The sequence below is a fragment of the Streptomyces sp. CT34 genome, assembly GCF_000805335.1.
Taxonomy (GTDB): domain Bacteria; phylum Actinomycetota; class Actinomycetes; order Streptomycetales; family Streptomycetaceae; genus Streptomyces.
The window spans coordinates 7,899,413-7,919,595 of sequence record NZ_KN708638.1 but is presented as its reverse complement, the minus strand read 5'-3'; the positions used below and the strand labels follow the sequence as shown (position 1 = coordinate 7,919,595).

Sequence of the window (20,183 nt, the reverse complement as noted above, 5' to 3'; positions counted from 1 at the left end):
GAGCCCGGTGATCTCCCTCACTCCCGCCGACCTGCCCCGCGGCCCGCTCGCCGGCCCGTTCATGGCCCCTCCCCCGGTCTCGTTCCGGACACCGAGTCCAGTGAACCGCATGCCACTGACAATCACCTCGGGTCGGCCCGGGATCTCGGCCAGGACCGCACACCCGGTTTGATTCGGCAGCCCGATTCGCCCTTAATGCGCCTGTACCTCCCACCTCTCCGGGCTCATGGGCAATGTCCTGAATGCCTACGAGGCGGCGTCCGCGAGGGAGTTGCCCGCCGCCAGGAACGGGTCCTCGTCCGCACCCCCGCCGTGGAGCTCCGCATCGAGCTTCTCGCCGCGCTCGGGGTCCAGCTTCAGCTTGGCGAGGACCGCGGGCACCGCGATGCTGGGCAGGGTGTGTTCGAAGAAAACGGCCAGCCGGTCGCAGAGGTCGGCCTGATTGGTCAGGGCGTGCGACATCGCCTGGAGGCCGGCGAACGCCCCGACGAACAGCTCGGCGGTCTCCCGCACGACCACGCTGTCCAGCACTTCGCCGCGCTCCTTCGCCTCGTCCAGCAGCCCCTCGACGAACCGGGTCCACGCCAGCATCGACCGCTTGCGATCAAGGCGGTTGGAGCCCTGCTCGACGGCGAGGCGGGCGGCACCGCGCTGCATGGGGTCGCGGCGCAGCCGGTAGGCCAGGACCTGGCCCGAGTCGACGAATTCCTGCAGCTTGATCTTCTGCGGCGCCACCGCGATGTCCACCACATGCTCTTCGAGCACGGCGAGGGCGAGCTCCTCCTTCGAGGCGAAGTGGAAATAGAGAGCGCCCTTGGTGACACCGGCTCGCTCAAGGACTTCGGCGATGGTCGCGCGGTCGTAACCATGGTCGTCGAAAACCGACGCCGCGGCTTCCAAGATGGTCCGCCGGGTTCTGATCGCACGGTCCTGTTGCGCCACAGGACGCCTCCTGTCTCTCGAAGCACACGGGTGTTTCCACAGTGGGTTACCGACCAAGTCTCCCGCAGATCAGCCGTTGGCTCGAATTTCCTCGCCACCATTGAAAAGAAAACCGGATGGTACGTATCTTACCAGCGTCGTACCTCTTCCCGTAGAGACGCCTGGGGGCAGTCATGAGCGACACGTTGCAGGTCAACGGCACGATTCGGCCCAGGACCCAGCGTCAGGCGCAGCCGGTCCGGAACCCTCGCGCCGACGCCCGGCCCGATCGGGGATTCACCGCCCGTGTACCGCGTGAATTCGTGCACCGCCCGTTCGCCGAAGATGTCCTGATCACGTCGTGGCGCCGGGTGGACGAGAGCCATTTCTCGGTCACCGCCCAGTGGCCGCACAATCACGGCTACTTCGCCCCGACCAACGGCCGGCACCACCTCATCCTCGCCGGCGAGACCATCCGCCAGGCGGGGCTGCTGCTCTCGCACGCCGAACTCGGCGTGCCGGTCGGCCACCACTTCATCCTCGGGGACCTCGTCTACACAACCGACCCCGAACAGCTCGCCGTTGAGAACGAGCCGACCCGGCTGACCATCGACGTCACGTGCAGCAAAATGCGGATGCGGGCCGGTTCGCTGGTCAGCAGCCGGTTCGACATGACCCTCCGCAAGGAGGGGCGGATCGTCGCGACGGGCAATTCCAGCGTGAGCGTCACCTCGCCCGCCGTCTACCGCCGGATCCGCGGCGAGCGCCTGTCGGCACGCCGTAGCGTCGGCCCGCTCCCCACCCCCGTCCCGGCCGGGCTGACCGGCAGCGCCACCGACGGCGATGTGCTGCTCGCCCCCACGGACCGGCCCGACCGCTGGCTGCTGCGCATCGCCCCCGGCCATGCCGCGGTCGTCAACCCGGCAAATGACCACGTACCCGGCCTGGCGCTGCTCGACGCAGCCCAGCAGGCCGCCCACGTGGTGACCGCGCCCGACACCTTCGTCCCCTACGCCTTCGGCACCGAGTTCTGCCGGTACGCGGAACACGGCGTCCCGTGCGTGATCGAGGCCCGCCGGGTCCCGTCGGCGATCCCCAGCACCACGATGGTCCAGGTCACCGGCTCGCAGAACGGCGAGCCGGTCTTCAGGTCGACGCTCACGGCACTGGACGCGCCCGGCCGGACGGACGCGTCCCCGGCGCCGGAGGTGCCTCATGCGTCGTGAAAGACCAGCCCCAGGGAGTGCCGCCGGCCCGAGCGCACGGCGCTGACACCGTGGCGCACCGGACCGGCCGACCAGCCGCGGGCGGACCGCACGGGGCGGTCCCGGGTGGTGAAGACCAGCCCGCGGCCCTGCGGGAGCACGGTCGAGGTACCGCGGGACTGGGCGCGCGGGCGCTGCTCGACGAGCAGGAACTCGCCACCGGTGTAGTCGGTGCCCTGCGTGTCGAGCCCGATGACCACCTGGAGCGGGAAGACCAGTTCGCCGAAGAGGTCGCGGTGCAGGGCGTTCCAGTCGCCCGGCCCGTAACGCAGCAGAATCTGGGCGGACTTGGACTGGCCGGCCTCATGGCACATCGCCAGCCAGTCGGCGAGCGTGTCGGGCCAGGGGGCCGGTCGGCCGAGCCGGGCCGCCCAGTCGCGGGCGATCCGCAGCAGGTGCGGGTAGAACGCCTCGCGCAGGGCCTGGACGGGCTCGGGGAGCGGTTCGGCGAAGTAGCGGTACCGGCCGGAGCCGAAGCGGTGGCGTGCCATGTCGACGGTGGAACGAAAGTGGCCGGGCTCGTCGTAGAGCCCGCTCAGCGCGCGGCAGTCGGCGGGGGTGAGCAGCGGCGGGGTCAACGCGCAGCCCAGGGAGTCGAGTTCGCCGGCGAGGGCCGGCCAGTCGGCGGCGGCGACGCGGTCGGCGAGGACGGCGGGGCGGGTCGTGGTGGCGGGCATGGTGGTGTACTCCGGAGGGCTGGGTGGTCGGGCGGTTCAGCTCTCGGCCGGCAGCGCGCCTTCGAGGGCGAGCAGCCGCGCCTTGCGCTCCAGGCCGCCCGCGTAGCCGGTGAGCGACCCGTCGGCGCCGATGACGCGATGGCAGGGCCGGACGACCAGCAGGGGGTTGGCGCCGATCGCGGTCCCGATGGCGCGCACCGCGCCGCGCGCCGCGCCGATGTCGGCGGCGATCCGCCCGTAGGTGGTCGTGGTGCCGTACGGAATGTCCTCCACCGCCTTCCAGACGCGCTGCTGGAAGGCGGTGCCGCGGGTGACGTACGGGATCTCGAAGCGGATCGGCGCGCCGTCGAAGTAGGCCCGCAGCTGGCGCTCGATCCCGGCGAACGCGGCCGGGTCGTACGTCCAGCCGTCCTGGACGGTCGCCCCGCCCTTCTGGCCCGGGACGGACAGCGAGGCGAGCGCGATACCGCCCGGTGCGGTGGCGGATTCCTCGCCCACCAGCAGGAGTTCGCCGATCGGGCCGGCGAGGGTGGTGTAAAGGGTCATGGATCTGCTCGTTTCGTTCGTGTCGTCAGTCGGTCGGGGTGTCGGTCGGTCGTGCCGTCAGCCGGTCGGGGTCGGTTCGGGGCGGTTGCCGGTGGTGTGCCGATCCCGGTTCGCCGCTCCGGGGTCCGGTGCGCCGCCCTCGGCCTCGGCCGTCCAGAGGTAGTGCGTCGCGTACGAGCGCCACGGGCGCCAGGCCGAGGGATCGGCGCCCTCGATCGCCCGCGCCTCGCCGGCCGGCAGGACATCCGGGTCGCCCAGCGCCCGCATGCGGAGGTAGCCGGCGGTCCAGGGGCCGATGCCGGGGAGGCCGAGGAGGGCGCGTTCCGCCTCGTCGCGGTCGGTTCCGGCGTCCAGGGTGACCGTGCGGTCGGCGAGTGCGGCGCTGAGGGTGCGCAGCGTCGCGCGGCGGGCCCCGGTCAGGCCGAGTCCGGTGAGCGGCGCCCGCGCCAACTGCTCGACGCGCGGGAAGAGATGGGTGAGCGCGCCGGCCGGCTGCGGCAGCGGCTCACCGTACGCGGCGATCAGTACGCCGCCGAGCGTGCGGGCGCCGTCGGCCGACATCCGGCGGCCGAGCACGGCGCGGACGGCGACCTCCTGCGGGTCCGCGGCGCCCGGGGAGCGCAGGCCCGGGTAGCGGGCCACCAGCGGGGCGAGCACCGGATCCGCGCCCAGCCGCGCGGCGACCGCGTACGGGTCGGCGTCCAGGTCGAACAGCCGGCGGATCCGTTGTGTGGCGATGGTCAGATCGCGCAGTTCGGTGAGGCGCAACCGGCATTCCAGCCAGCCGTCTCCGGTGGCCTCGTCGACCTCCGCGATACCGGTGCCGTTCGGCAGCCGCAGCGTACGCCGGTACGTACGGCTGCCGGGCGCGCCGGTGACGTCCTCGATCCCGGTGAGCGCGTGCCGCTGGAGGTGGTCGAAGATCTGCCGCGCCGCGTACGGGCCACGGAACGGCAGCCGCAGCGGGAGCACACCGGGCGTGCCGGACGGCGCGGCGGGGCCCCGGGCGCCCTTGCCGGGGCGGCCGGCGCCGGCGGGGCGGGCCGCGCGCAGGGCGCTCGGGGTCAGCGCGTAGATCTCCTTGATCGTGTCGTTGAACTGGCGGACGCTGGCGAAGCCAGCCGCGAAGGCGATCTCGGAGACCGGCAGTCCGGTGGTCTGGAGCAGGATCCGCGCGGTGTGGGCGCGCTGCGCGCGGGCCAGCGCGACCGGCCCGGCGCCCAGCTCGGCGGTCAGCTGCCGCTGCACCTGCCGGGCGCTGTAGCCGAGCCGGTCGGCCAGACCGGCGACGCCCTCGCGGTCGACCACCCCGTCGCCGATCAGCCGCATCGCCCGGCCGACGACGTCGGCCCGCGCGTTCCAGTCGGCCGAGCCGGGCACCGCGTCCGGACGGCAGCGCCGACAGGCCCGGAATCCGGAGCCCTGGGCCGCCGCCGCGGTGGGATAGAAGCGGACGTTCCGCCGCCGCGGGGTGGTCGCGGGGCAGCTCGGCCGGCAGTAGATCCCGGTCGTGGACACGGCGAAGAAGAACGCGCCGTCGAACCTCGCGTCCCGGCTCCGTACCGCCTCGTACCTGCTGTCCTCGGTCATCACATGACCCACTGTGCGGCACCCGGGACCTCGGTGCTGGCGGAAATCGGACACCGCGGTGGGGGCGGCCACGAGGCGGAGCGGCGGGCGCGCGGCTCGGAATCCGGTCTCGCGGCCCCATGCCCGCCCCCCCTGCCGTTCTGGCCGCCTCCGGCCATCGGCCCACTTCCGACGGCTCCGGACATTGCCCCGCTTCCGGCGGCTCCGGCATTGCCCACCGGGCGCCGGCAACGCCGGCCTGTCGGGATGGCCGCGGGCCGGCCTGTCCGGATCGCCGCGGACGAGGTACCGGCCGTCCCAGGCCCGTTCGCATGAAGTCCCGTTTCGCACGAGGGCCCGTTGCGCACGAGGGCCGGTCACCCCCGACGGCGACGCCGAGCCGCCACCGCCAGCACAGCTTCAGTGCGCGCAACTCCACTGCGCCGGTGCTCAGTTCGGCACCGCGGAAGCCTCAGCATGCCGGACCCTTCACGCGCGCGGCATCGGCCAGTCGTCCAGCGAGCCGCCGCGCCATTCGACCAGGCGCGGATCGTCCAGCGCGATGTCCTCGGCCGGGTCGGCGACGCCCGCACGGCGCAGGAATTCGGCCACGTCTCCGCGGCCGTGGGCCAGGCCGACGATCTGCCCGTGCACCGTCACCCGACGGCCGCCGGAGGGCGTCGGCGGATGCACGATGACAGGCGGATGCTCGGCCATGCCTCCAGCGTGCGCCGGGCTCCGCGCGCTCGCACCTCGGCGGCGCATCGGCGAGCGGGTCGCCGACGGCGAAGGCGGTCACCGGGGCGGTCGAAGCAGGGATGACGGCGGGGATCACGGCAGGGACAGCGGCAGTGGTGGTGGCTGCGCAGATGGCGGACGGCCGAGGGGACCACCGCCAGCCACGGCGACGGGCTGACATGGCGGCGGACGCGGCCGATGCGCCGGCTCGCCCGCCTCCCCGTGACCCTGGCCCCCCCTTTGCCCGAGCGTCCGGCGGTACGCCACCATCGCGCCATGACCATGGATGATCTTGTGATACCCGAGACCACCGCCTGCCGTGCCGCACGGGAGGTGGCGAGCGCCTACTGCTCGCCCGCGCTGCTGAACCACTCCGTACGGGCCTACCTCTGGTCGGCCGGCTACGCGTCGGCCCACGGCATCGCCTTCGACGCGGAACTCCTCTATGTGGCCGCGATGTTCCACGACATCGGGCTGGTCAAGGAGTTCGACAGCCACCGCGTGCCCTTCGAGCACGCCGGCGGGCATGTGGCGTGGGTGTTCGCCGCAGGCGCCGGCTGGCCCGTGGAGCGCCGGGCGCGGGCGTCCGACGTGGTCGTCCGGCACATGTGGGACGAGGTGGACGTGGCGACGGACCCGGAGTCGCATCTGCTGGCGTTCGGCACGTCGTTGGACATCTCCGGGCGGCGCCCGGACGCGCTCCCGGCGAGCCTGCGCGGCGAGGTGCTGGACCGCTACCCGCGGCTGGGCCTCGGCGAGGAGTTCCTCGCCTGCTTCCGGGACCAGGCGGCGCGGAAACCGGACAGTACCGCCGCGGAGTGCGTACGCGCCGGTATCGCCAGCCGGATCGCCGCCAATCCCCTGGATGCATACGGGGCGTAGGCGCGGGCCCCGCCGTCCCTGCCGGCGAACGGCACAAAAACGCCCCGGCCAGACGGGGGAAACTGGCCGGGGCGGCTTGGCTGGGGCGTTTCTCAACTGCCCACACCCCATTGAACGGTGAACAGCGGATGAGCGTTCCATGAAGGATGCGTGACGGTCATCACAGATGCTGTCAACGGGGGCATTCAAGACGGTCGACGGGACAGCGAGCGGCGCGCGGCGGACGGCGGACGGCGCGGAGCATGGACGCCGCCACGGGACCACGTATACGCGGCACACGCGGTATACGCGGACCGGCGCCGCGACCGCAGTGCGGCAGTCGCGGCGCCGGTGGTCGGGGGCGGTCCGCGGCCGGCGCCGTGGACCGGTTCAGCCTTGGGTGGTGTGTCCGGAGAGGCGTTCGACGCCGCGGAGGAGGGCGGAGTGGTCGAGGCCGCCGTCGCCCTGTGCGCGCAGGGAGGCGACGAGGCCGGCGACGACGGTGCCGACGGGGAGGGCGGCGCCGACGGTGCGGGCGGCGTCGGTGACGATGCCCATGTCCTTGTGGTGCAGGTCGATGCGGAAGCCGGGCTTGAAGTCCCGGTTTTTGAAGTTGTCCTTCTTGCGGGCCAGGACGGTGGAGCCGGCCAGTCCGCCGCCCAGGACGTCGAGGGCGGCGGTGAGGTCGACGCCGGACTTCTCCAGGAAGACCACGGCTTCGGCGCAGGCTTGGATGTTGATGGCGACGATGAGTTGGTTGGCGGCCTTGACGGTCTGTCCGCAGCCGTGGGGTCCGCATCGGACGATGGTCTTGCCGAGGGCTTCGAGGATGGGGCGGGCGGCGTCGAAGTCGGTCTGCTCGCCGCCGACCATGATCGACAGGACGGCTTCGATGGCGCCGGCCTCGCCGCCGGAGACGGGGGCGTCCAGGACGCGGATGCCCTTGGCGCCGGCGGCCTTGGCCAGGTCGATGGAGGTCTGGGGGGTGATCGAGGACATGTCGATCAGCAGGGCGCCGCTCTTGGCGTTGTCCAAGATGCCGTCGGGTCCGTAGGCGATGGCCTCGACCTGGGGGGAGGCGGGGACCATGGTGATGATGACGTCGGCGTCGGCGACGGCCTCGGCGATGTTGGCGGCGGGGGTGCCGCCGGCCTGGGCGAGGCGTTCGAGCTTGTCGCTCTCCAGGGTGTAGCCGGTGACGTGGTAGCCGGCCTTGATCAGGTTCTCGGCCATGGGCGAGCCCATGATGCCCAGCCCGATCCACGCGATCACCGGGCGGGTCGGGCGGGAGGAAGCGGCCAGGTTGCTCATTGGATTGCCTCTTTCAACTCTCACAACAAACGGGGCGGCGGGTGGTGGTGCCCGGGCTACCGGGCGCCGCGGCCGGTCAGTGGGCGGCGCGTCGGGGTGCGGGCAGCCAGGCGAAGGCGTCGGCGCTGGGGCCGCTGGGCTTGTATTCCAGGCCGGTGTAGCCCTCGTAGCCGTTGTTCTTCAGGCGGTCGAGCAGGGCGGGGAGGTCGAGGGTGCCGGTGCCGGGGGCGCCGCGGCCGGGGGCGTCGGCGATCTGCACATGCGCGGTCTTGCCGGTGTAGCGGTCGATGACCGCTTCGAGGTCCTCGCCGTTCATCGACAGGTGGTAGAGGTCCATCAGGAAGCGGGTGTTGTCCAGCCCGGTGGCGGCGTTGACCGCGTCGACGACCTCGATGGCCCGGGGGGCCGAGACGATCGGGCACCGCGGCGATTCGGGCGCGTTGAGCGCCTCGATCAGCAGCGTGCCCCCGACCCGCCCCACCGCCCGCGCCGCGAACGTGAGGTTCTCCAGGGCGAGCGCGTCCTGTACGGCGGCCTCGACGCCTTCGACGCGGTTGCCGTAGAGGGCGTTGAAGGTGGTGCAGCCCAACGCGGTGGCGAACGCGATCGCCACCGGCACATTGGCCCGGAACCGCTGCGACTCCGCCCCGGGAACCGACAGCGCACCGCGGTCGGGACCGGGCAGCTGACCGGCATAGAAGTTCAATCCCACCAGACGCACCCCGGCATCCTCGATCGCCGCACGCAGCGCATCCAGCTCGGAGGACTCCGGAGTGGGCGCGTCCACCCACGGCCACCACAGCTCCACCGCCGTGAAACCCGCCGCCCGCGCGGCGGCCGGCCGCTCCAGCAACGGAAGCTCGGTGAACAGAATCGACAGGTTGACGTTGAAGCGCGTCTCCGTGAAACCCATAAACGCTCGGCATCCCTTCCGGATGACTGAGTTCCGCCATTCTTCCGGATGGCGGAGTTCTGTTTCTGCTGTACGGGATGGTGGCCGTGCCGGGCGCGGCGATCAAGCCGCGCCCGGGGCACCGTCCGCATCGGGCCGGAATCAGCCCTCGGCCGGCGTCAGACCTTGAGCGGCTTGATCGCGGTGGGCGCGTGGCCCGGCTCGGTCGCGATCTCTTCCCACTCGTTCACCTTGTCGATCTCCGCCGCGGCCATGGAGATGTTGGTGATCCGCTCCAGGATCGCCTCGACGACGACCGGGACGCGGTGCTCGGCGGCCAGCTTCTTGGCCTCCTCGAAGGCGGCACCCAGCTGGTTCGGGTCGGTGACCCGGATCGCCTTGCAGCCCAGCCCCTCGGCGACCTTCACGTGGTCGACGCCGTAGACGCCCAGCTCCGGCGAGTTGATGTTCTCGAACTCCAGGTTGACCTGGAAGTTGATGTCGAGGTTGCGCTGCGCCTGGCGGATCAGGCCCAGGTACGCGTTGTTCACCAGGACGTGGACGTAGGGGATCTTGTGCTGGGCGCCGACCGCCAGTTCCTCGATCATGAACTGGAAGTCGTAGTCACCGGAGAGCGCGACGACCGGGGTCTCCGGGTCGGCCTTGGCGACGCCCAGCGCGGCCGGGATGGTCCAGCCCAGCGGGCCGGCCTGGCCGCAGTTGATCCAGTGGCGCGGCTTGTAGACGTGCAGCATCTGCGCGCCGGCGATCTGGGAGAGGCCGATGGTGGTGACGTAGCGGGTCTCCGGGCCGAACGCCTTGTTCATCTCCTCGTAGACGCGCTGCGGCTTCATCGGGATGTTGTCGAAGTGCGTACGGCGCTGGAGCTGGGCCTTGCGCTCCTGGGTGGAGGCGGCCCAGTCGCTGCGGTCGGGCAGCCTGCCGGCGGCCTTGAGCTCCTTCGCCACCTCGACGAACAGCTCCAGGGCGGCCTTGGCGTCCGAGGCGATGCCGTAGTCCGGGGCGAAGATCTTGCCGATCTGGGTCGGCTCGATGTCGACGTGGACGAACTTGCGGCCCTTGGTGTACAGGTCCAGCTTGCCGGTGTGGCGGTTGGCCCAGCGGTTGCCGATGCCGAGGACGAAGTCCGACTCCAGGAAGTTCGCGTTGCCGTAGCGGTGCGAGGTCTGGAGGCCGACCATGCCGGCGTTCAGCTCGTGGTCGTCGGGGACGATGCCCCAGCCCATCAGGGTCGGGATGACCGGGGTGCCGGTCAGCTCGGCGAACTCGACCAGCAGGTCGGACGCGTCGGCGTTGATGATGCCGCCGCCGGCGACGATCAGCGGGCGCTCGGACGCGTTGAGGAGGGTGATCGCCTTCTCGATCTGGGCGCGGGTCGCGGCCGGCTTGAAGGCGGGCAGCGGCTCGTACGTCTCCGGGTCGAAGTCGATCTCGGTGAGCTGGACGTCGATCGGCAGGTCGATCAGGACCGGGCCGGGACGGCCGGAGCGCATCAGGTGGAACGCCTGCTGGAAGACGCCGGGGACCTGGGCGGCCTCCATGACCGTGGTCGCGGCCTTGGCGACCGGCTTGGCGATCGCGGCGATGTCGACGGCCTGGAAGTCCTCCTTCTGGATCACCGCGGTGGGCGCCTGGCCGGTGATGCAGAGGATCGGGACGGAGTCACCGGTCGCGGAGTAGAGGCCGGTGATCATGTCGGTGCCGGCCGGGCCGGAAGTGCCGATGCAGACGCCGATGTTGCCCGGGTGGGTCCGGGTGTAGCCCTCGGCCATGTGCGACGCGCCCTCGACATGGCGCGCCAGCGTGTGATCGATGCCGCCCGCACCCTTGAGCGCCGCGTAGAAGGGGTTGATCGCCGCGCCGGGCACGCCGAAGGCGTTGGTCACGCCCTCGAGCTTGAGGATCTCCACCGCAGCACGGGCTGCTGTCATTCGAGGCATCGAGTACTCCTGCGTCGGCCTGTCACGGGCATTCCGGCCGAACCGGCCGGGGGTAATTCCGCATCTCGGAATTAATGTTCTGCTTTATGGAAGGAACGTAGAGCGAGACGTTCCACCCGTCAAGAGGTGCCTGGTGAGCGATGCGGCCGGACCGGCGTACGGGCAGCAAAAAGCCGCGCACCGGTGGCAACCGGTGCGCGGCTCGGCGAGGGACGGGGCCGCCCGCTCGGGGGCCGGCGGCCTGGACTTCGGCGCGGTGTCGGGTGACGCCGGACACCAAGCCGCCGCCGGCGATCTCGATGCCCTCTCGGCATCAGGAACACCGGTGGCGGCAGGGGGATGTGACGGTACGTCAGCCGACGGACCGCAGGTCAGCGGATCGGCATCCCCGACAGCGTGCGGGAGATCACCAGCCGCTGGATCTCGCTGGTGCCTTCGAAGATGGTGTAGATGGCGGCGTCGCGGTGCATGCGCTCGACCGGGTATTCGCGGGTGAAGCCGTTCCCGCCCAGGATCTGGACGGCCTGGGCGGTGACCTTCTTGGCGACCTCGCTGGCGTAGAGCTTGGACATGGAGCCCTCGGCGGAGGTGAAGGGCTTGCCGGTGGTCGCCATCCAGGAGGCGCGCCAGACCAGCAGCCGGGCGGCGTCGATCTGGGTCCGCATATCGGCCAGTTGGAAGGCCACGCCCTGGTTGTCGATGATCGGCCGGCCGAACTGCTCGCGGGTCCTGGCGTACTCCAGCGCCTCCTCGTACGCCGCGCGGGCGGTGCCGACGGCCATGGCGCCGACGGCCGGGCGGGACGCCTCGAAGGTGGCCATCGCGGCGTTCTTCACCCGCTCCCCGCCGCTGCGGGCGCGCTCGTGGGCGCGGGCCAGCCGCTCGTCGAGCTTCTCCTTGCCGCCGAGCAGGCAGTGGCCGGGGACCCGGACGTCCTCCAGGACGACCTCGGCGGTGTGCGAGGCCCGGATGCCGTGCTTCTTGAACTTCTGCCCCTGGGAGAGGCCCGGGGTGTTCGGCGGGACGATGAAGGAGGCGTGCCCCTTGGAGCCCAGCTCCGGGTCGACGACGGCGACCACGACATGGACGCCGGCGATGCCGCCGTTGGTGGCCCAGGTCTTGGTGCCGTTGAGCACCCACTCGTCCTTGGCCTCGTCGTAGACGGCGCGGGTGCGCATCGAGGCGACGTCCGAGCCGGCGTCCGGTTCGGAGGAGCAGAAGGCGGCGACCTTGACGTCATCGGGGTCGCCGTACATCTGCGGGACCCAGGTGCCGATCTGCTCCTCGGTGCCGTTGGCCAGTACGCCGACGGCGGCGAGCCCGGTGCCCACGATGGACAGGCCGATACCGGCGTCGCCCCAGAACAGCTCCTCCATGGTCATGGGGATGCCGAGGCCGGTGGGGTCGAAGAACTGCTGGGCGTAGAAGTCGAGGGAGTACAGGCCGATCTTGGCGGCTTCCTGGATGACGGGCCAGGGGGTCTCCTCGCGCTCGTCCCACTCGGCGGCGGCGGGGCGCATGACATCCGCGGCGAAGCCGTGAATCCAGTCACGGACTTCCTTCTGCTCGTCGTTGAGCTCCATGGTGAACTCGGCCATGTCCCCTCCAGTGGTGCACGCATGCCAGATGTTACTTGCGGTAACACGAGTCTGTTACTCACCAGTAGATAATGTCAACTCCTCGCGCGGCCCAACCGGCGCCGCAGGGCATCCGCAGGGCGGTCGGAATCTGCCGCGGAGTTCGGGCCTTGCGCAGTTCGGGTGTTACGTTGCGCGAGCGCCACGGATTCACGAGGGTGGGGAGCACGACCATGGACAGCGAAGAGCACAGCGGCACTGTGCACAGCGGCGCCGCGGACGGCGGTGCCGGGCAGGGCGACCGGCAGCAGACCGCGACCGAGCGCAGACGGCGGGAACTCCTGGAGGCGGCCGAGCGCATCGTGCTGCGCGACGGCCCGGGGGCGTCGATGAACGCCATCGCCGCCGAGGCCGGTATCACCAAGCCGATCCTCTACCGGCACTTCGGCGACAAGGGCGGGCTCTACCGCGCCCTGGCCGTGCGGCACACCGACGCCCTGCTGGACAACCTGCGCACCGCGCTGGACGCCCCGGTCCTGCGCCGGGACCGGGTGGAGGCCACCCTCGACGCCTACCTGGTCGCCATCGAGACCCGGCCGCAGGTCTACCGCTTCCTGATGCACCCGGCGGACGAGGACATCCCGTCGGAGACCGGCTTCGACGTGGGACGGCACTCCGCCCCCCTGCTGCGCCGACTCGGCGAGGAACTGGCCACGGTGATATCCGAACGGCTCGACCTGGGGCCGGACGGCGCCGAGCGGGCCCGGGTCTGGGGTCATGGCATCGTCGGCATGATGCACGCCGCCGGGGACTGGTGGCTGCGTGAACGCCCGTGCTCCCGCGAGCAGTTGGTGCGCCACCTGGCCGATCTGCTGTGGGGCCAGCTGGCCACCGTCCGGGACCTGGCGAACGGTCCCGGCTTCTGAACCGGCACCGGCTCGTGAACCGGCACCGGCCTGTGAACGGTGGCGGACGCCCGTCCCGGGGCCTGTCCGATCGGTCGGAGCCGGAAAGGCCCTACGCCCGGCCGGCCCCCGGCGCCCAAGGGGCCCGCGCCGCCGCGCGCAGCGCCCGGCGGCGCCGGAGCCCGGTGAGCCGGTCCAGATAGAGGCCGCCTTCGAGGTGGTCGCACTCGTGCTGGAGGCAGCGGGCGAAGAACCCGGTGCCGGTCACGGTCACCGGCTCGCCGGTGACACTGAGCCCTTCCACGACGGCGTGGTCGTGACGCGGTGTGCCGGCCTCGATACCGGGCACGGAGAGGCAGCCCTCGGGTCCGCGGACGACCGGGCCGTCCGCCTCGACGAGCCGGGGGTTGACGATGTGCCCCAGGTGCCGGCGGTCCTCGTCGTCCGGGCAGTCGTGGACGAACACCCGCAGCGGGACGCCGATCTGGTTGGCGGCCAGTCCCACACCGCCGGCGGCGTACATCGTCGCGTACATGTCCTCGATCAGCGCGGCCAGTTCGCCGTCGAAGGCGGTGACGTCCTCGCAGGGCCCGGAGAGGGCGGGGTCGCCGAGGAGGCGCAGGGGGCGGACGCGGCCGGAACTGCCGGGGATGGTGCGGAGGCGCATGCGCCCCAGCGTACGGGCCGGGGCACACCGGATGGTGTCACACAGGTGGCGGAGTTCGGGCCTGACGCCGGATCTCGATAGGCTGCTCCCCGACCGAAGCCTCCGGCCGGCCGTCGGCCCCGGAGGGGGCGTTCCACCGGCAGCCTGAGGGCAGGAGGGCGCCGGATGCAAGGAGGATCAAGGACGATGGCAGGCAACACGGAGCCGCTGTCGCCGCGGGCCAAGCTGGCCGTGACGGCCGGCAAGGCCGCGGCAGCGGTGTCGCGCGCGGCGGGCCGCGGCAGCGGATCGGTGATCGGCGGCCGGGTGGCACTCAAGCTCGACCCCGACCTGCTGGCCTCGTTGGCCAGGCATCTGGACGTGATCCTGGTGTCCGCCACCAACGGCAAGACCACCACGACGCGGCTGATCGCCGAGGCGCTGCGGGCCAGCGGTCCGGTGGTCTCCAACGCGCTCGGCGCCAACATGCCGGCGGGGATCACCTCCGCGCTGGCGGGCGGCTCGGACGCCAAGTACGGCGTCATCGAGGTGGACGAGAAGTACCTCGCGGGAGTGGCGCGGGATGTCACGCCGAAGGCCATAGCGCTGCTGAACCTCTCGCGCGACCAGCTCGACCGCGCCGCGGAGACCCGGATGCTGGCCGAGCGCTGGCGCGAGGGGCTGACCGGTTCCAAGGCCCTGATCATCGCCAACGCGGACGACCCGCTGATCGTCTGGGCGGCCTCGTCGTCCGCGAACGTGGTGTGGGTCGCGGCCGGGCAGGAGTGGAAGGACGACGCCTGGTCCTGCCCCTCGTGCGGCGGTGTGATGCAGCGGCCGGGCGACGACTGGTTCTGCGCCGAGTGCGGCTTCCGCCGTCCGACGCCCAGCTGGGCGCTCTCCGGTGACCATGTGCTCGACCCGCACGGCAGCGCCTGGCCGATCAAGCTCCAGCTGCCGGGCCGCGCCAACAAGGCGAACGCCACCACCTCCGCCGCGGTCGCCGCCGCCTTCGGCGTGCCGCCGCAGGTCGCGCTGGAGCGGATGTTCTCCGTGCAGGCGGTGGCCGGCCGCTACGACGTGGTCAGCTTCATGGAGCGGGAGCTGCGGCTGCTGCTGGCGAAGAACCCGGCCGGCTGGCTGGAGACCTTCTCGCTGATCGACGGGCCGCCGGCCCCGGTGATCATGTCCGTCAACGCGCGCGGCGCGGACGGCACGGACACCTCCTGGCTGTGGGACGTGGACTACACCCGGCTCGCCGGGCACCCGATCTACGTGCTCGGTGACCGCAGGCTGGACCTGGCGGTGCGCCTGGAGGTCGCCGGGCTCGACTTCCAGGTGTGCGAGAGCCTCGACGAGGCGGTACGGGTGGCGCCGGCCGGCCGTATCGAGGTCATCGCCAACTACACGGCCTTCCAGGACCTGCGCCGCCGCGTGGGCAACTGAGTGCGGTCCCACCGACCTGACGGACAAGGACGAGCGAGCATGAGTGACAACAGCCTGCGGCTGGTGTGGATCTACCCGGACCTGCTGAGCACCTACGGCGACCAGGGCAACGCGCTGGTGGTGGAGCGCCGGGCACGCCAGCGCGGTCTGGACGTGCAGCGGCTGGACGTACGGTCCGACCAGCAGATCCCCACCTCCGGCGACATCTACCTGATCGGCGGCGGTGAGGACCGGCCGCAGCGGCTGGCGGCCGAGCGGCTGATCCGCGACGGCGGTCTGGACCGCGCGGTCTCCAACGGCGCGATCGTCTTCTCGGTCTGCGCCGGCTACCAGATCCTGGGCCACGAGTTCATCAACGACCTCGGTGAGCGGCAGCAGGGTCTGGGGCTGCTGGACGTGGTGAGCACCCGCGGTGAGGGCGAGCGGTGCGTCGGCGACGTACTGGCCGATATCGACGCGCAGTTGGGGCTGCCGCCGCTGACCGGTTTCGAGAACCACCAGGGCGTGACGCACCTGGGCCAGACCGCCCGGCCGTTCGCCAAGGTGCGCTTCGGCAACGGCAACGGGGTCGGCGACGGCTACGAGGGCGCGTGGAACGACACCGTCTTCGGTACGTACATGCACGGCCCGGTGATGGCCCGCAACCCGCACATCGCGGATCTGCTGATCAAGCTGGCGCTGGACGTCAACGCGCTGCCGCCGGCCGACGACACCTGGTATGAGGCGCTGCGCCAGGAGCGGATCGCGGCGGCCACGCAGTCCACCGCCTGAGCGGGCCGGCGGCCACCGCGAAGCCCGGCCGGATAGGGGCGCTATGCCCCGTATCCGGCCGGTTCGGCGTTTTCGTGGGCGCGCGTCCGCACTGCGGGCGTACCTGTGCCGGGTGGCCGTGCGCTTGTAGGCTGGGCGCGATTCCAACCGGACGACGGGGTCCGGGCCTCCGGTTGAGCTGCAGAGGGTTCTACGAGCAATGCGTATGGGTGTACTCACCTCCGGCGGCGACTGCCCCGGACTGAACGCCGTCATCCGGTCCGTCGTCCACCGTGCCACCGCCGACCACGGTGATGAGGTGATCGGCTTCCGCGACGGCTGGAAGGGCCTGCTGGAGTGCGACTACCGCAAGCTCGACCTGGACGCGGTCGGCGGCATCCTGGCGCGCGGCGGCACCATCCTCGGGTCGTCGCGGGTGCAGCCCGCCCATCTGCGGGACGGCGTCGAGCGGGCCCGCGGCCATGTCGCCGAGCTGGGCCTGGACGCGATCATCCCGATCGGCGGCGAGGGCACGCTCAAGGCGGCGCGGCTGCTGTCGGACGCCGGGCTGCCGATCGTCGGCGTCCCGAAGACCATCGACAACGACATCGCGGTCACCGACGTCACCTTCGGCTTCGACACCGCGGTGGGGGTGGCGACCGAGGCGCTGGACCGGCTCAAGACCACCGCCGAGTCACACCAGCGGGTGATGATCGTCGAGGTGATGGGGCGGCACACCGGCTGGATCGCGCTGCACTCGGGGATGGCGGCCGGCGCGCACGCGATCGTGGTGCCGGAGCGGCCGTTCGACATCGAGGAGCTGACCGCGCGGGTCGCCGAACGGTTCGAGGCCGGCAAGAAGTTCGCGATCGTGGTGGTCGCCGAGGGCGCCAAGCCGCGTCCGGGCACCATGTCGTTCGATGCCGGCGGCACGGACGTCTACGGCCACGAGCGGTTCGCCGGTGTGGCCCGGCAGCTGTCGCTGGAGCTGGAGAACCGGCTCGGCAAGGAGGCCCGTCCGGTCATCCTCGGCCATGTCCAGCGCGGCGGGACGCCGACCGCGTACGACCGGGTGCTGGCCACCCGCTTCGGCTGGCACGCCGTCGAGGCCGCGCACCGCGGCGAGTTCGGGATGATGACGGCGCTGCGCGGCACCGACATCACGCTGGTGCCGCTGGCGGAGGCCGTGGAGAGCCTGAAGACGGTGCCCGCGGAGCGCTACGACGAGGCCGAGTGCGTGCTGTGACCGGCGCCCGGATCCCGTCCCGGACACCATCGGCGATCCACCCGTAGTAGTCCGGCACCGGACGAAACGCCCCCGGCCGTGGGATCGGCCGGGGGCGCCTCTACGCTTGTCGCCGGAGTATCGGTACGAATCAGGAGCGAGCGGATGGATCACAGCGGGCACGGCATGGACGGCATGAACATGGATATGCCGCCGTTCACGCTGGGACGGGCCCTGGAGTTCGGTGGTGATCCGTTCTTTCTCGTCGGCTGCCTGCTGGGGCTGGTGCTGTACTGCTGGGCCGTGATCCGGCTGCGGCGGCGCGGGGACGCGTGGCCGACGGGCCGGGTCGTCGCCTGGGCGCTGGGCGTGGTCAGCGTCGCGCTGGTGATGTGCACCAAGCTCAACGACTACGGCATGGCGATGTTCAGCGTGCACATGGTCCAGCACATGGTCGTCAGCATGCTCTCCCCGATCCTGCTGCTCCTGGGCGCGCCGGTGACGTTGGCGCTGCGCGCGCTGCCGGCCGCCGGACGGGGCCGCAAGGGGCCGCGCGAGCTGCTGGTGGCGCTGCTGCACAGCCGCTACATGCGGGTCATCACGCACCCCGCGTTCACCATCCCGCTGTTCATCGCGAGCCTGTACGCGCTGTACTTCTCCCCGCTGTTCGACCTCCTGATGGAGTCCCGGGCCGGGCACATCGGGATGATGGTGCACTTCCTCGCGGTGGGTCTGGTCTTCTTCTGGCCGATCATGGGCGTGGACCCGGGCCCGCACCGGCCGGGGTACGTGATGCGGATGCTGGAGCTGTTCGCGGGCATGCCGTTCCACGCGTTCTTCGGGATCGCGCTGATGATGGCGTCCGAGCCGATGGTCGACACGTTCGTGCACCCGCCGGCCTCGCTGGGGATCGAGGCGCTGGCCGACCAGCAGGCGGCGGGCGGGATCGCCTGGGCGTTCAGCGAGATCCCGTCCGTGGTGGTGCTGATCGCGCTGGTCTACCAGTGGTACAAGTCCGAGGAGCGCCAGTCGCAGCGCTCGGACCGGGCCGCCGAGCGCAACGGCGACCAGGATCTGGCGGATTACAACGCCTACCTCGCCTCGCTGAACGCGCGGGGGCGGTGACCGGGCACCGCGGCGGAGGGCGGATGCGCAGGTCGTCTGGCGGCACGGGCCGCGGCCGGGGACGATGGTCCCGGGGCCGCGGCCCGTGGCGTTGTCGCCCGGGCGGTCCGTGAGGAGGTTGCGGGTATGCCCGGATCTGCCAGGGCGATGGCCGTGTGCACGGTGTGCGGGCTGGTGGTGGCGACCGCCTACACCGTGGTCTTCGGCGGCAATGGCTGGCTGTGGTGTGCGTGGGTGGTGCTGGCGCTGGTGACGGTCGGCGTGGTGCGCGCGCGGCGGGTCTGAGTGCCGCCCGGAGCGGTTCAGCGGTCAGAAGCGGAAGACCGGGCCGGTCGCGGCGTCCATCGTGCAGGCGTTGGGGAACTCCTTGCGCCAGTCCACCGGCTCACCGTGCCACGTACCGGACGCGGCGACGACGACCGGGTCGTACTCCCTTGTGCAGACGTGCGGTTCGCCGCGCAGGGCGTCCAGATCGCCGTGGGCCGAGGCCAGCGCGTCGCAGGCGGCGGCTCCGTGCGGATGGCTGCCGTGGGTGTCCGGGCAGGTGAGCCGGACCCCGTGGATCCAGGTGTCGCCGGAGCCGGACACCGACAGGAACAGGCCCTCGTCGTCCCGGTCCGCGGCGGCACCCGGCGCACTGCCGAGCGCGACGTACAGCGCCGCGGCCACACCCGCCGTCACGGCGGCACGAAAGGTACGGCGTCGGCGGCTGACGGGCATCGGGGTCTCCTGGAGCGTTCGGGGAGCATCGGGCTTCGATGGGGCGGTGGCCTCGCCGCGGTGGCGGTCGCCCGGGCCTGATCCTGGGCCCGGCGGCCCCAGGCCCAGGGCACCCCGCCGCGCTCCGGTGCGCAAGCGGCCACGCCGTGCGGTCGCCTGTACGGCCCGGCGCTCCGTTGGGCGGAAGGGGGCCGATCCGGGCCGGTGCGGTGACGGAGGACGGCTTCCGCGCCTACACTGACGGCCCTGGAAGTCCCCGGTGACCTGGCACGACGCGGTCGCACAGGTGACCCACGGGATGGGATAGGGGGCCGCCGTGTTCTACCAGGTGCTGAAGTACTTCCTGTTGGGGCCGTTGCTGCGGCTGGTGTTCCGGCCGCGGATCGAGGGGCTGGAGCATGTGCCCGAGGAGGGCGCGGCGATCATCGCGGGCAACCATCTGTCGTTCGCCGACCACTTCGTGATGCCGGCGATCGTGCCGCGCCGGGTGACGTTCCTGGCGAAGGCCGAATACTTCACCGGGCCCGGCCTCAAGGGGCGGCTGACCGCGGCGTTCTTCCGCGGCGTCGGGCAGATCCCGGTGGACCGGTCCGGGGGCCACGCCTCGCAGGCGGCGATCGCCTCGGGGCTCGCCGTGCTGCGCAAGGGGCGGCTGCTGGGCATCTACCCGGAGGGCACCCGCTCGCACGACGGACGGCTCTACAAGGGGCGCACCGGAGTCGCCTCGATGGCCATCCGGACCGGCGTCCCGGTGATCCCGTGCGCGATGATCGGCACGTTCGAGGCGCAGCCGACCGGGCGGCGGCTGCCGCGCGCGATGCGGATCACCATCCGGTTCGGCGCGCCGATGGAGTTCTCGCGCTACGCGGGCCTGGCGGACGAGCGCACCGCGCTGCGGGCCGTCACCGACGAGATCATGTACGCGATCCTGAAGCTCTCCGGCCAGGAGTACGTGGACACGTACGCGGGTGAGGCGAAGGCCGCGGCGCAGGCGCGCGCCCACGGGCGCCGGGGACCCGGCGGCGGTAGCTGAACTCCCGGGCGCGGC

Annotated in this window: 20 protein-coding genes; 9 read left to right on the top strand and 11 right to left on the bottom strand. The window is 71.8% G+C overall.

Features of this window, described 5'->3' with window-relative positions:
• Window positions 1-246: 246 nt before the first annotated feature.
• Complete coding sequence (locus RZ84_RS34240) at window positions 247-942, bottom strand: ScbR family autoregulator-binding transcription factor (protein WP_052230370.1); 696 nt, start codon at window positions 940-942, stop codon at window positions 247-249.
• A gap of 173 nt (window positions 943-1,115) precedes the next feature.
• On the opposite strand from RZ84_RS34240, the gene RZ84_RS34235 reads away from it, so the two are divergent.
• On the top strand, window positions 1,116-2,147 hold the full coding sequence (locus RZ84_RS34235) for a ScbA/BarX family gamma-butyrolactone biosynthesis protein (protein ID WP_078894488.1): 1,032 nt from the start codon (window positions 1,116-1,118) through the stop codon (window positions 2,145-2,147).
• Here RZ84_RS34235 and RZ84_RS34230 read toward each other — a convergent pair.
• The 4 genes from RZ84_RS34230 to RZ84_RS34215 all read right to left on the bottom strand — a co-directional run bounded on the left by RZ84_RS34230 (window position 2,135) and on the right by RZ84_RS34215 (window position 5,695).
• A complete protein-coding gene (locus tag RZ84_RS34230) occupies window positions 2,135-2,863 on the bottom strand; it encodes a 2OG-Fe(II) oxygenase (RefSeq protein WP_043268514.1) in 729 nt (242 codons plus the stop codon). The genes RZ84_RS34235 and RZ84_RS34230 overlap by 13 nt on opposite strands.
• Before the next feature lie 36 nt (window positions 2,864-2,899).
• Window positions 2,900-3,409 carry a methylated-DNA--[protein]-cysteine S-methyltransferase gene (locus tag RZ84_RS34225; RefSeq protein ID WP_043268511.1) on the bottom strand — a complete coding sequence of 170 codons (510 nt, stop codon included), beginning with the start codon at window positions 3,407-3,409 and terminating at the stop codon, window positions 2,900-2,902.
• A 57-nt stretch (window positions 3,410-3,466) separates the two neighbouring features.
• Window positions 3,467-4,999: an AlkA N-terminal domain-containing protein gene (locus RZ84_RS34220; RefSeq protein ID WP_078894487.1), complete on the bottom strand. Its 1,533-nt coding sequence runs from the start codon at window positions 4,997-4,999 to the stop codon at window positions 3,467-3,469.
• A gap of 468 nt (window positions 5,000-5,467) precedes the next feature.
• Entirely contained in the window at window positions 5,468-5,695 is a 228-nt protein-coding gene (locus RZ84_RS34215) for a hypothetical protein (RefSeq protein ID WP_043268508.1), read from the bottom strand.
• Between the two features lie 297 nt (window positions 5,696-5,992).
• On the opposite strand from RZ84_RS34215, the gene RZ84_RS34210 reads away from it, so the two are divergent.
• Window positions 5,993-6,598 (top strand): HD domain-containing protein, encoded by a 606-nt coding sequence (locus RZ84_RS34210; RefSeq protein ID WP_043268506.1) that lies wholly within the window; start codon window positions 5,993-5,995, stop codon window positions 6,596-6,598.
• 369 nt (window positions 6,599-6,967) lie between these two features.
• Here the strand turns inward: RZ84_RS34210 and RZ84_RS34205 are convergent, their stop codons facing one another.
• The 4 genes from RZ84_RS34205 to RZ84_RS34190 all read right to left on the bottom strand — a co-directional run bounded on the left by RZ84_RS34205 (window position 6,968) and on the right by RZ84_RS34190 (window position 12,339).
• Window positions 6,968-7,888: a 2-hydroxy-3-oxopropionate reductase gene (locus tag RZ84_RS34205; RefSeq protein WP_043266960.1), complete on the bottom strand. Its 921-nt coding sequence runs from the start codon at window positions 7,886-7,888 to the stop codon at window positions 6,968-6,970.
• A 76-nt stretch (window positions 7,889-7,964) separates the two neighbouring features.
• The gene (locus RZ84_RS34200; protein ID WP_043266962.1) at window positions 7,965-8,801 is read right to left on the bottom strand and encodes a TIM barrel protein; all 837 of its coding nucleotides are present in this window, start codon (window positions 8,799-8,801) and stop codon (window positions 7,965-7,967) included.
• 158 nt (window positions 8,802-8,959) lie between these two features.
• Window positions 8,960-10,741 carry a glyoxylate carboligase gene (gcl, locus tag RZ84_RS34195; protein ID WP_107068212.1) on the bottom strand — a complete coding sequence of 594 codons (1,782 nt, stop codon included), beginning with the start codon at window positions 10,739-10,741 and terminating at the stop codon, window positions 8,960-8,962.
• Between the two features lie 371 nt (window positions 10,742-11,112).
• Window positions 11,113-12,339: an acyl-CoA dehydrogenase family protein gene (locus tag RZ84_RS34190; RefSeq protein WP_043268501.1), complete on the bottom strand. Its 1,227-nt coding sequence runs from the start codon at window positions 12,337-12,339 to the stop codon at window positions 11,113-11,115.
• A 212-nt stretch (window positions 12,340-12,551) separates the two neighbouring features.
• On the opposite strand from RZ84_RS34190, the gene RZ84_RS34185 reads away from it, so the two are divergent.
• Complete coding sequence (locus RZ84_RS34185) at window positions 12,552-13,244, top strand: TetR/AcrR family transcriptional regulator (RefSeq protein ID WP_078894485.1); 693 nt, start codon at window positions 12,552-12,554, stop codon at window positions 13,242-13,244.
• A gap of 91 nt (window positions 13,245-13,335) precedes the next feature.
• Here RZ84_RS34185 and def read toward each other — a convergent pair whose 3' ends face one another.
• Window positions 13,336-13,890, bottom strand: coding sequence for a peptide deformylase (gene def, locus RZ84_RS34180; RefSeq protein ID WP_043268499.1), 555 nt, complete (start codon window positions 13,888-13,890; stop codon window positions 13,336-13,338).
• Between the two features lie 186 nt (window positions 13,891-14,076).
• On the opposite strand from def, the gene RZ84_RS34175 reads away from it, so the two are divergent.
• The 5 genes from RZ84_RS34175 (at window position 14,077) to RZ84_RS40055 (ending at window position 18,700) form a co-directional block, all read left to right on the top strand.
• The gene (locus RZ84_RS34175; RefSeq protein WP_043268498.1) at window positions 14,077-15,315 is read left to right on the top strand and encodes a MurT ligase domain-containing protein; all 1,239 of its coding nucleotides are present in this window, start codon (window positions 14,077-14,079) and stop codon (window positions 15,313-15,315) included.
• Window positions 15,316-15,354: 39 nt separating this feature from the next.
• The gene (locus RZ84_RS34170) at window positions 15,355-16,086 is read left to right on the top strand and encodes a type 1 glutamine amidotransferase (RefSeq protein ID WP_043268497.1); all 732 of its coding nucleotides are present in this window, start codon (window positions 15,355-15,357) and stop codon (window positions 16,084-16,086) included.
• 199 nt (window positions 16,087-16,285) lie between these two features.
• Window positions 16,286-17,311 (top strand): 6-phosphofructokinase, encoded by a 1,026-nt coding sequence (locus tag RZ84_RS34165; protein ID WP_043268496.1) that lies wholly within the window; start codon window positions 16,286-16,288, stop codon window positions 17,309-17,311.
• Between the two features lie 144 nt (window positions 17,312-17,455).
• Window positions 17,456-18,415, top strand: a complete 960-nt coding sequence (locus RZ84_RS34160) for a cytochrome c oxidase assembly protein (protein WP_043268494.1) — start codon at window positions 17,456-17,458, stop codon at window positions 18,413-18,415.
• A gap of 126 nt (window positions 18,416-18,541) precedes the next feature.
• A complete protein-coding gene (locus RZ84_RS40055; protein ID WP_043268491.1) occupies window positions 18,542-18,700 on the top strand; it encodes a hypothetical protein in 159 nt (52 codons plus the stop codon).
• Window positions 18,701-18,724: 24 nt separating this feature from the next.
• On the opposite strand, the gene RZ84_RS34150 is transcribed toward RZ84_RS40055, so the two are convergent.
• A complete protein-coding gene (locus RZ84_RS34150) occupies window positions 18,725-19,135 on the bottom strand; it encodes an SSI family serine proteinase inhibitor (protein ID WP_043268489.1) in 411 nt (136 codons plus the stop codon).
• A gap of 316 nt (window positions 19,136-19,451) precedes the next feature.
• On the opposite strand from RZ84_RS34150, the gene RZ84_RS34145 reads away from it, so the two are divergent.
• Window positions 19,452-20,168 (top strand): lysophospholipid acyltransferase family protein, encoded by a 717-nt coding sequence (locus tag RZ84_RS34145; RefSeq protein ID WP_043268487.1) that lies wholly within the window; start codon window positions 19,452-19,454, stop codon window positions 20,166-20,168.
• Window positions 20,169-20,183: the final 15 nt, after the last annotated feature.

What these genes read in the sequence shown, in the direction of transcription:
- RZ84_RS34235 (WP_078894488.1), top strand. Translation starts at nt 1,116, where the DNA reads ATGAGCGACACGTTGCAGGTCAACGGCACGATTCGGCCCAGGACCCAG.
- RZ84_RS34230 (WP_043268514.1), bottom strand. Translation starts at nt 2,863, where the DNA reads ATGCCCGCCACCACGACCCGCCCCGCCGTCCTCGCCGACCGCGTCGCC.
- RZ84_RS34225 (WP_043268511.1), bottom strand. Translation starts at nt 3,409, where the DNA reads ATGACCCTTTACACCACCCTCGCCGGCCCGATCGGCGAACTCCTGCTG.
- RZ84_RS34220 (WP_078894487.1), bottom strand. Translation starts at nt 4,999, where the DNA reads ATGACCGAGGACAGCAGGTACGAGGCGGTACGGAGCCGGGACGCGAGG.
- RZ84_RS34215 (WP_043268508.1), bottom strand. Translation starts at nt 5,695, where the DNA reads ATGGCCGAGCATCCGCCTGTCATCGTGCATCCGCCGACGCCCTCCGGC.
- RZ84_RS34210 (WP_043268506.1), top strand. Translation starts at nt 5,993, where the DNA reads ATGACCATGGATGATCTTGTGATACCCGAGACCACCGCCTGCCGTGCC.
- RZ84_RS34205 (WP_043266960.1), bottom strand. Translation starts at nt 7,888, where the DNA reads ATGAGCAACCTGGCCGCTTCCTCCCGCCCGACCCGCCCGGTGATCGCG.
- RZ84_RS34200 (WP_043266962.1), bottom strand. Translation starts at nt 8,801, where the DNA reads ATGGGTTTCACGGAGACGCGCTTCAACGTCAACCTGTCGATTCTGTTC.
- gcl (WP_107068212.1), bottom strand. Translation starts at nt 10,741, where the DNA reads ATGCCTCGAATGACAGCAGCCCGTGCTGCGGTGGAGATCCTCAAGCTC.
- RZ84_RS34190 (WP_043268501.1), bottom strand. Translation starts at nt 12,339, where the DNA reads ATGGCCGAGTTCACCATGGAGCTCAACGACGAGCAGAAGGAAGTCCGT.
- RZ84_RS34185 (WP_078894485.1), top strand. Translation starts at nt 12,552, where the DNA reads ATGGACAGCGAAGAGCACAGCGGCACTGTGCACAGCGGCGCCGCGGAC.
- def (WP_043268499.1), bottom strand. Translation starts at nt 13,890, where the DNA reads ATGCGCCTCCGCACCATCCCCGGCAGTTCCGGCCGCGTCCGCCCCCTG.
- RZ84_RS34175 (WP_043268498.1), top strand. Translation starts at nt 14,077, where the DNA reads ATGGCAGGCAACACGGAGCCGCTGTCGCCGCGGGCCAAGCTGGCCGTG.
- RZ84_RS34170 (WP_043268497.1), top strand. Translation starts at nt 15,355, where the DNA reads ATGAGTGACAACAGCCTGCGGCTGGTGTGGATCTACCCGGACCTGCTG.
- RZ84_RS34165 (WP_043268496.1), top strand. Translation starts at nt 16,286, where the DNA reads ATGCGTATGGGTGTACTCACCTCCGGCGGCGACTGCCCCGGACTGAAC.
- RZ84_RS34160 (WP_043268494.1), top strand. Translation starts at nt 17,456, where the DNA reads ATGGATCACAGCGGGCACGGCATGGACGGCATGAACATGGATATGCCG.
- RZ84_RS40055 (WP_043268491.1), top strand. Translation starts at nt 18,542, where the DNA reads ATGCCCGGATCTGCCAGGGCGATGGCCGTGTGCACGGTGTGCGGGCTG.
- RZ84_RS34150 (WP_043268489.1), bottom strand. Translation starts at nt 19,135, where the DNA reads ATGCCCGTCAGCCGCCGACGCCGTACCTTTCGTGCCGCCGTGACGGCG.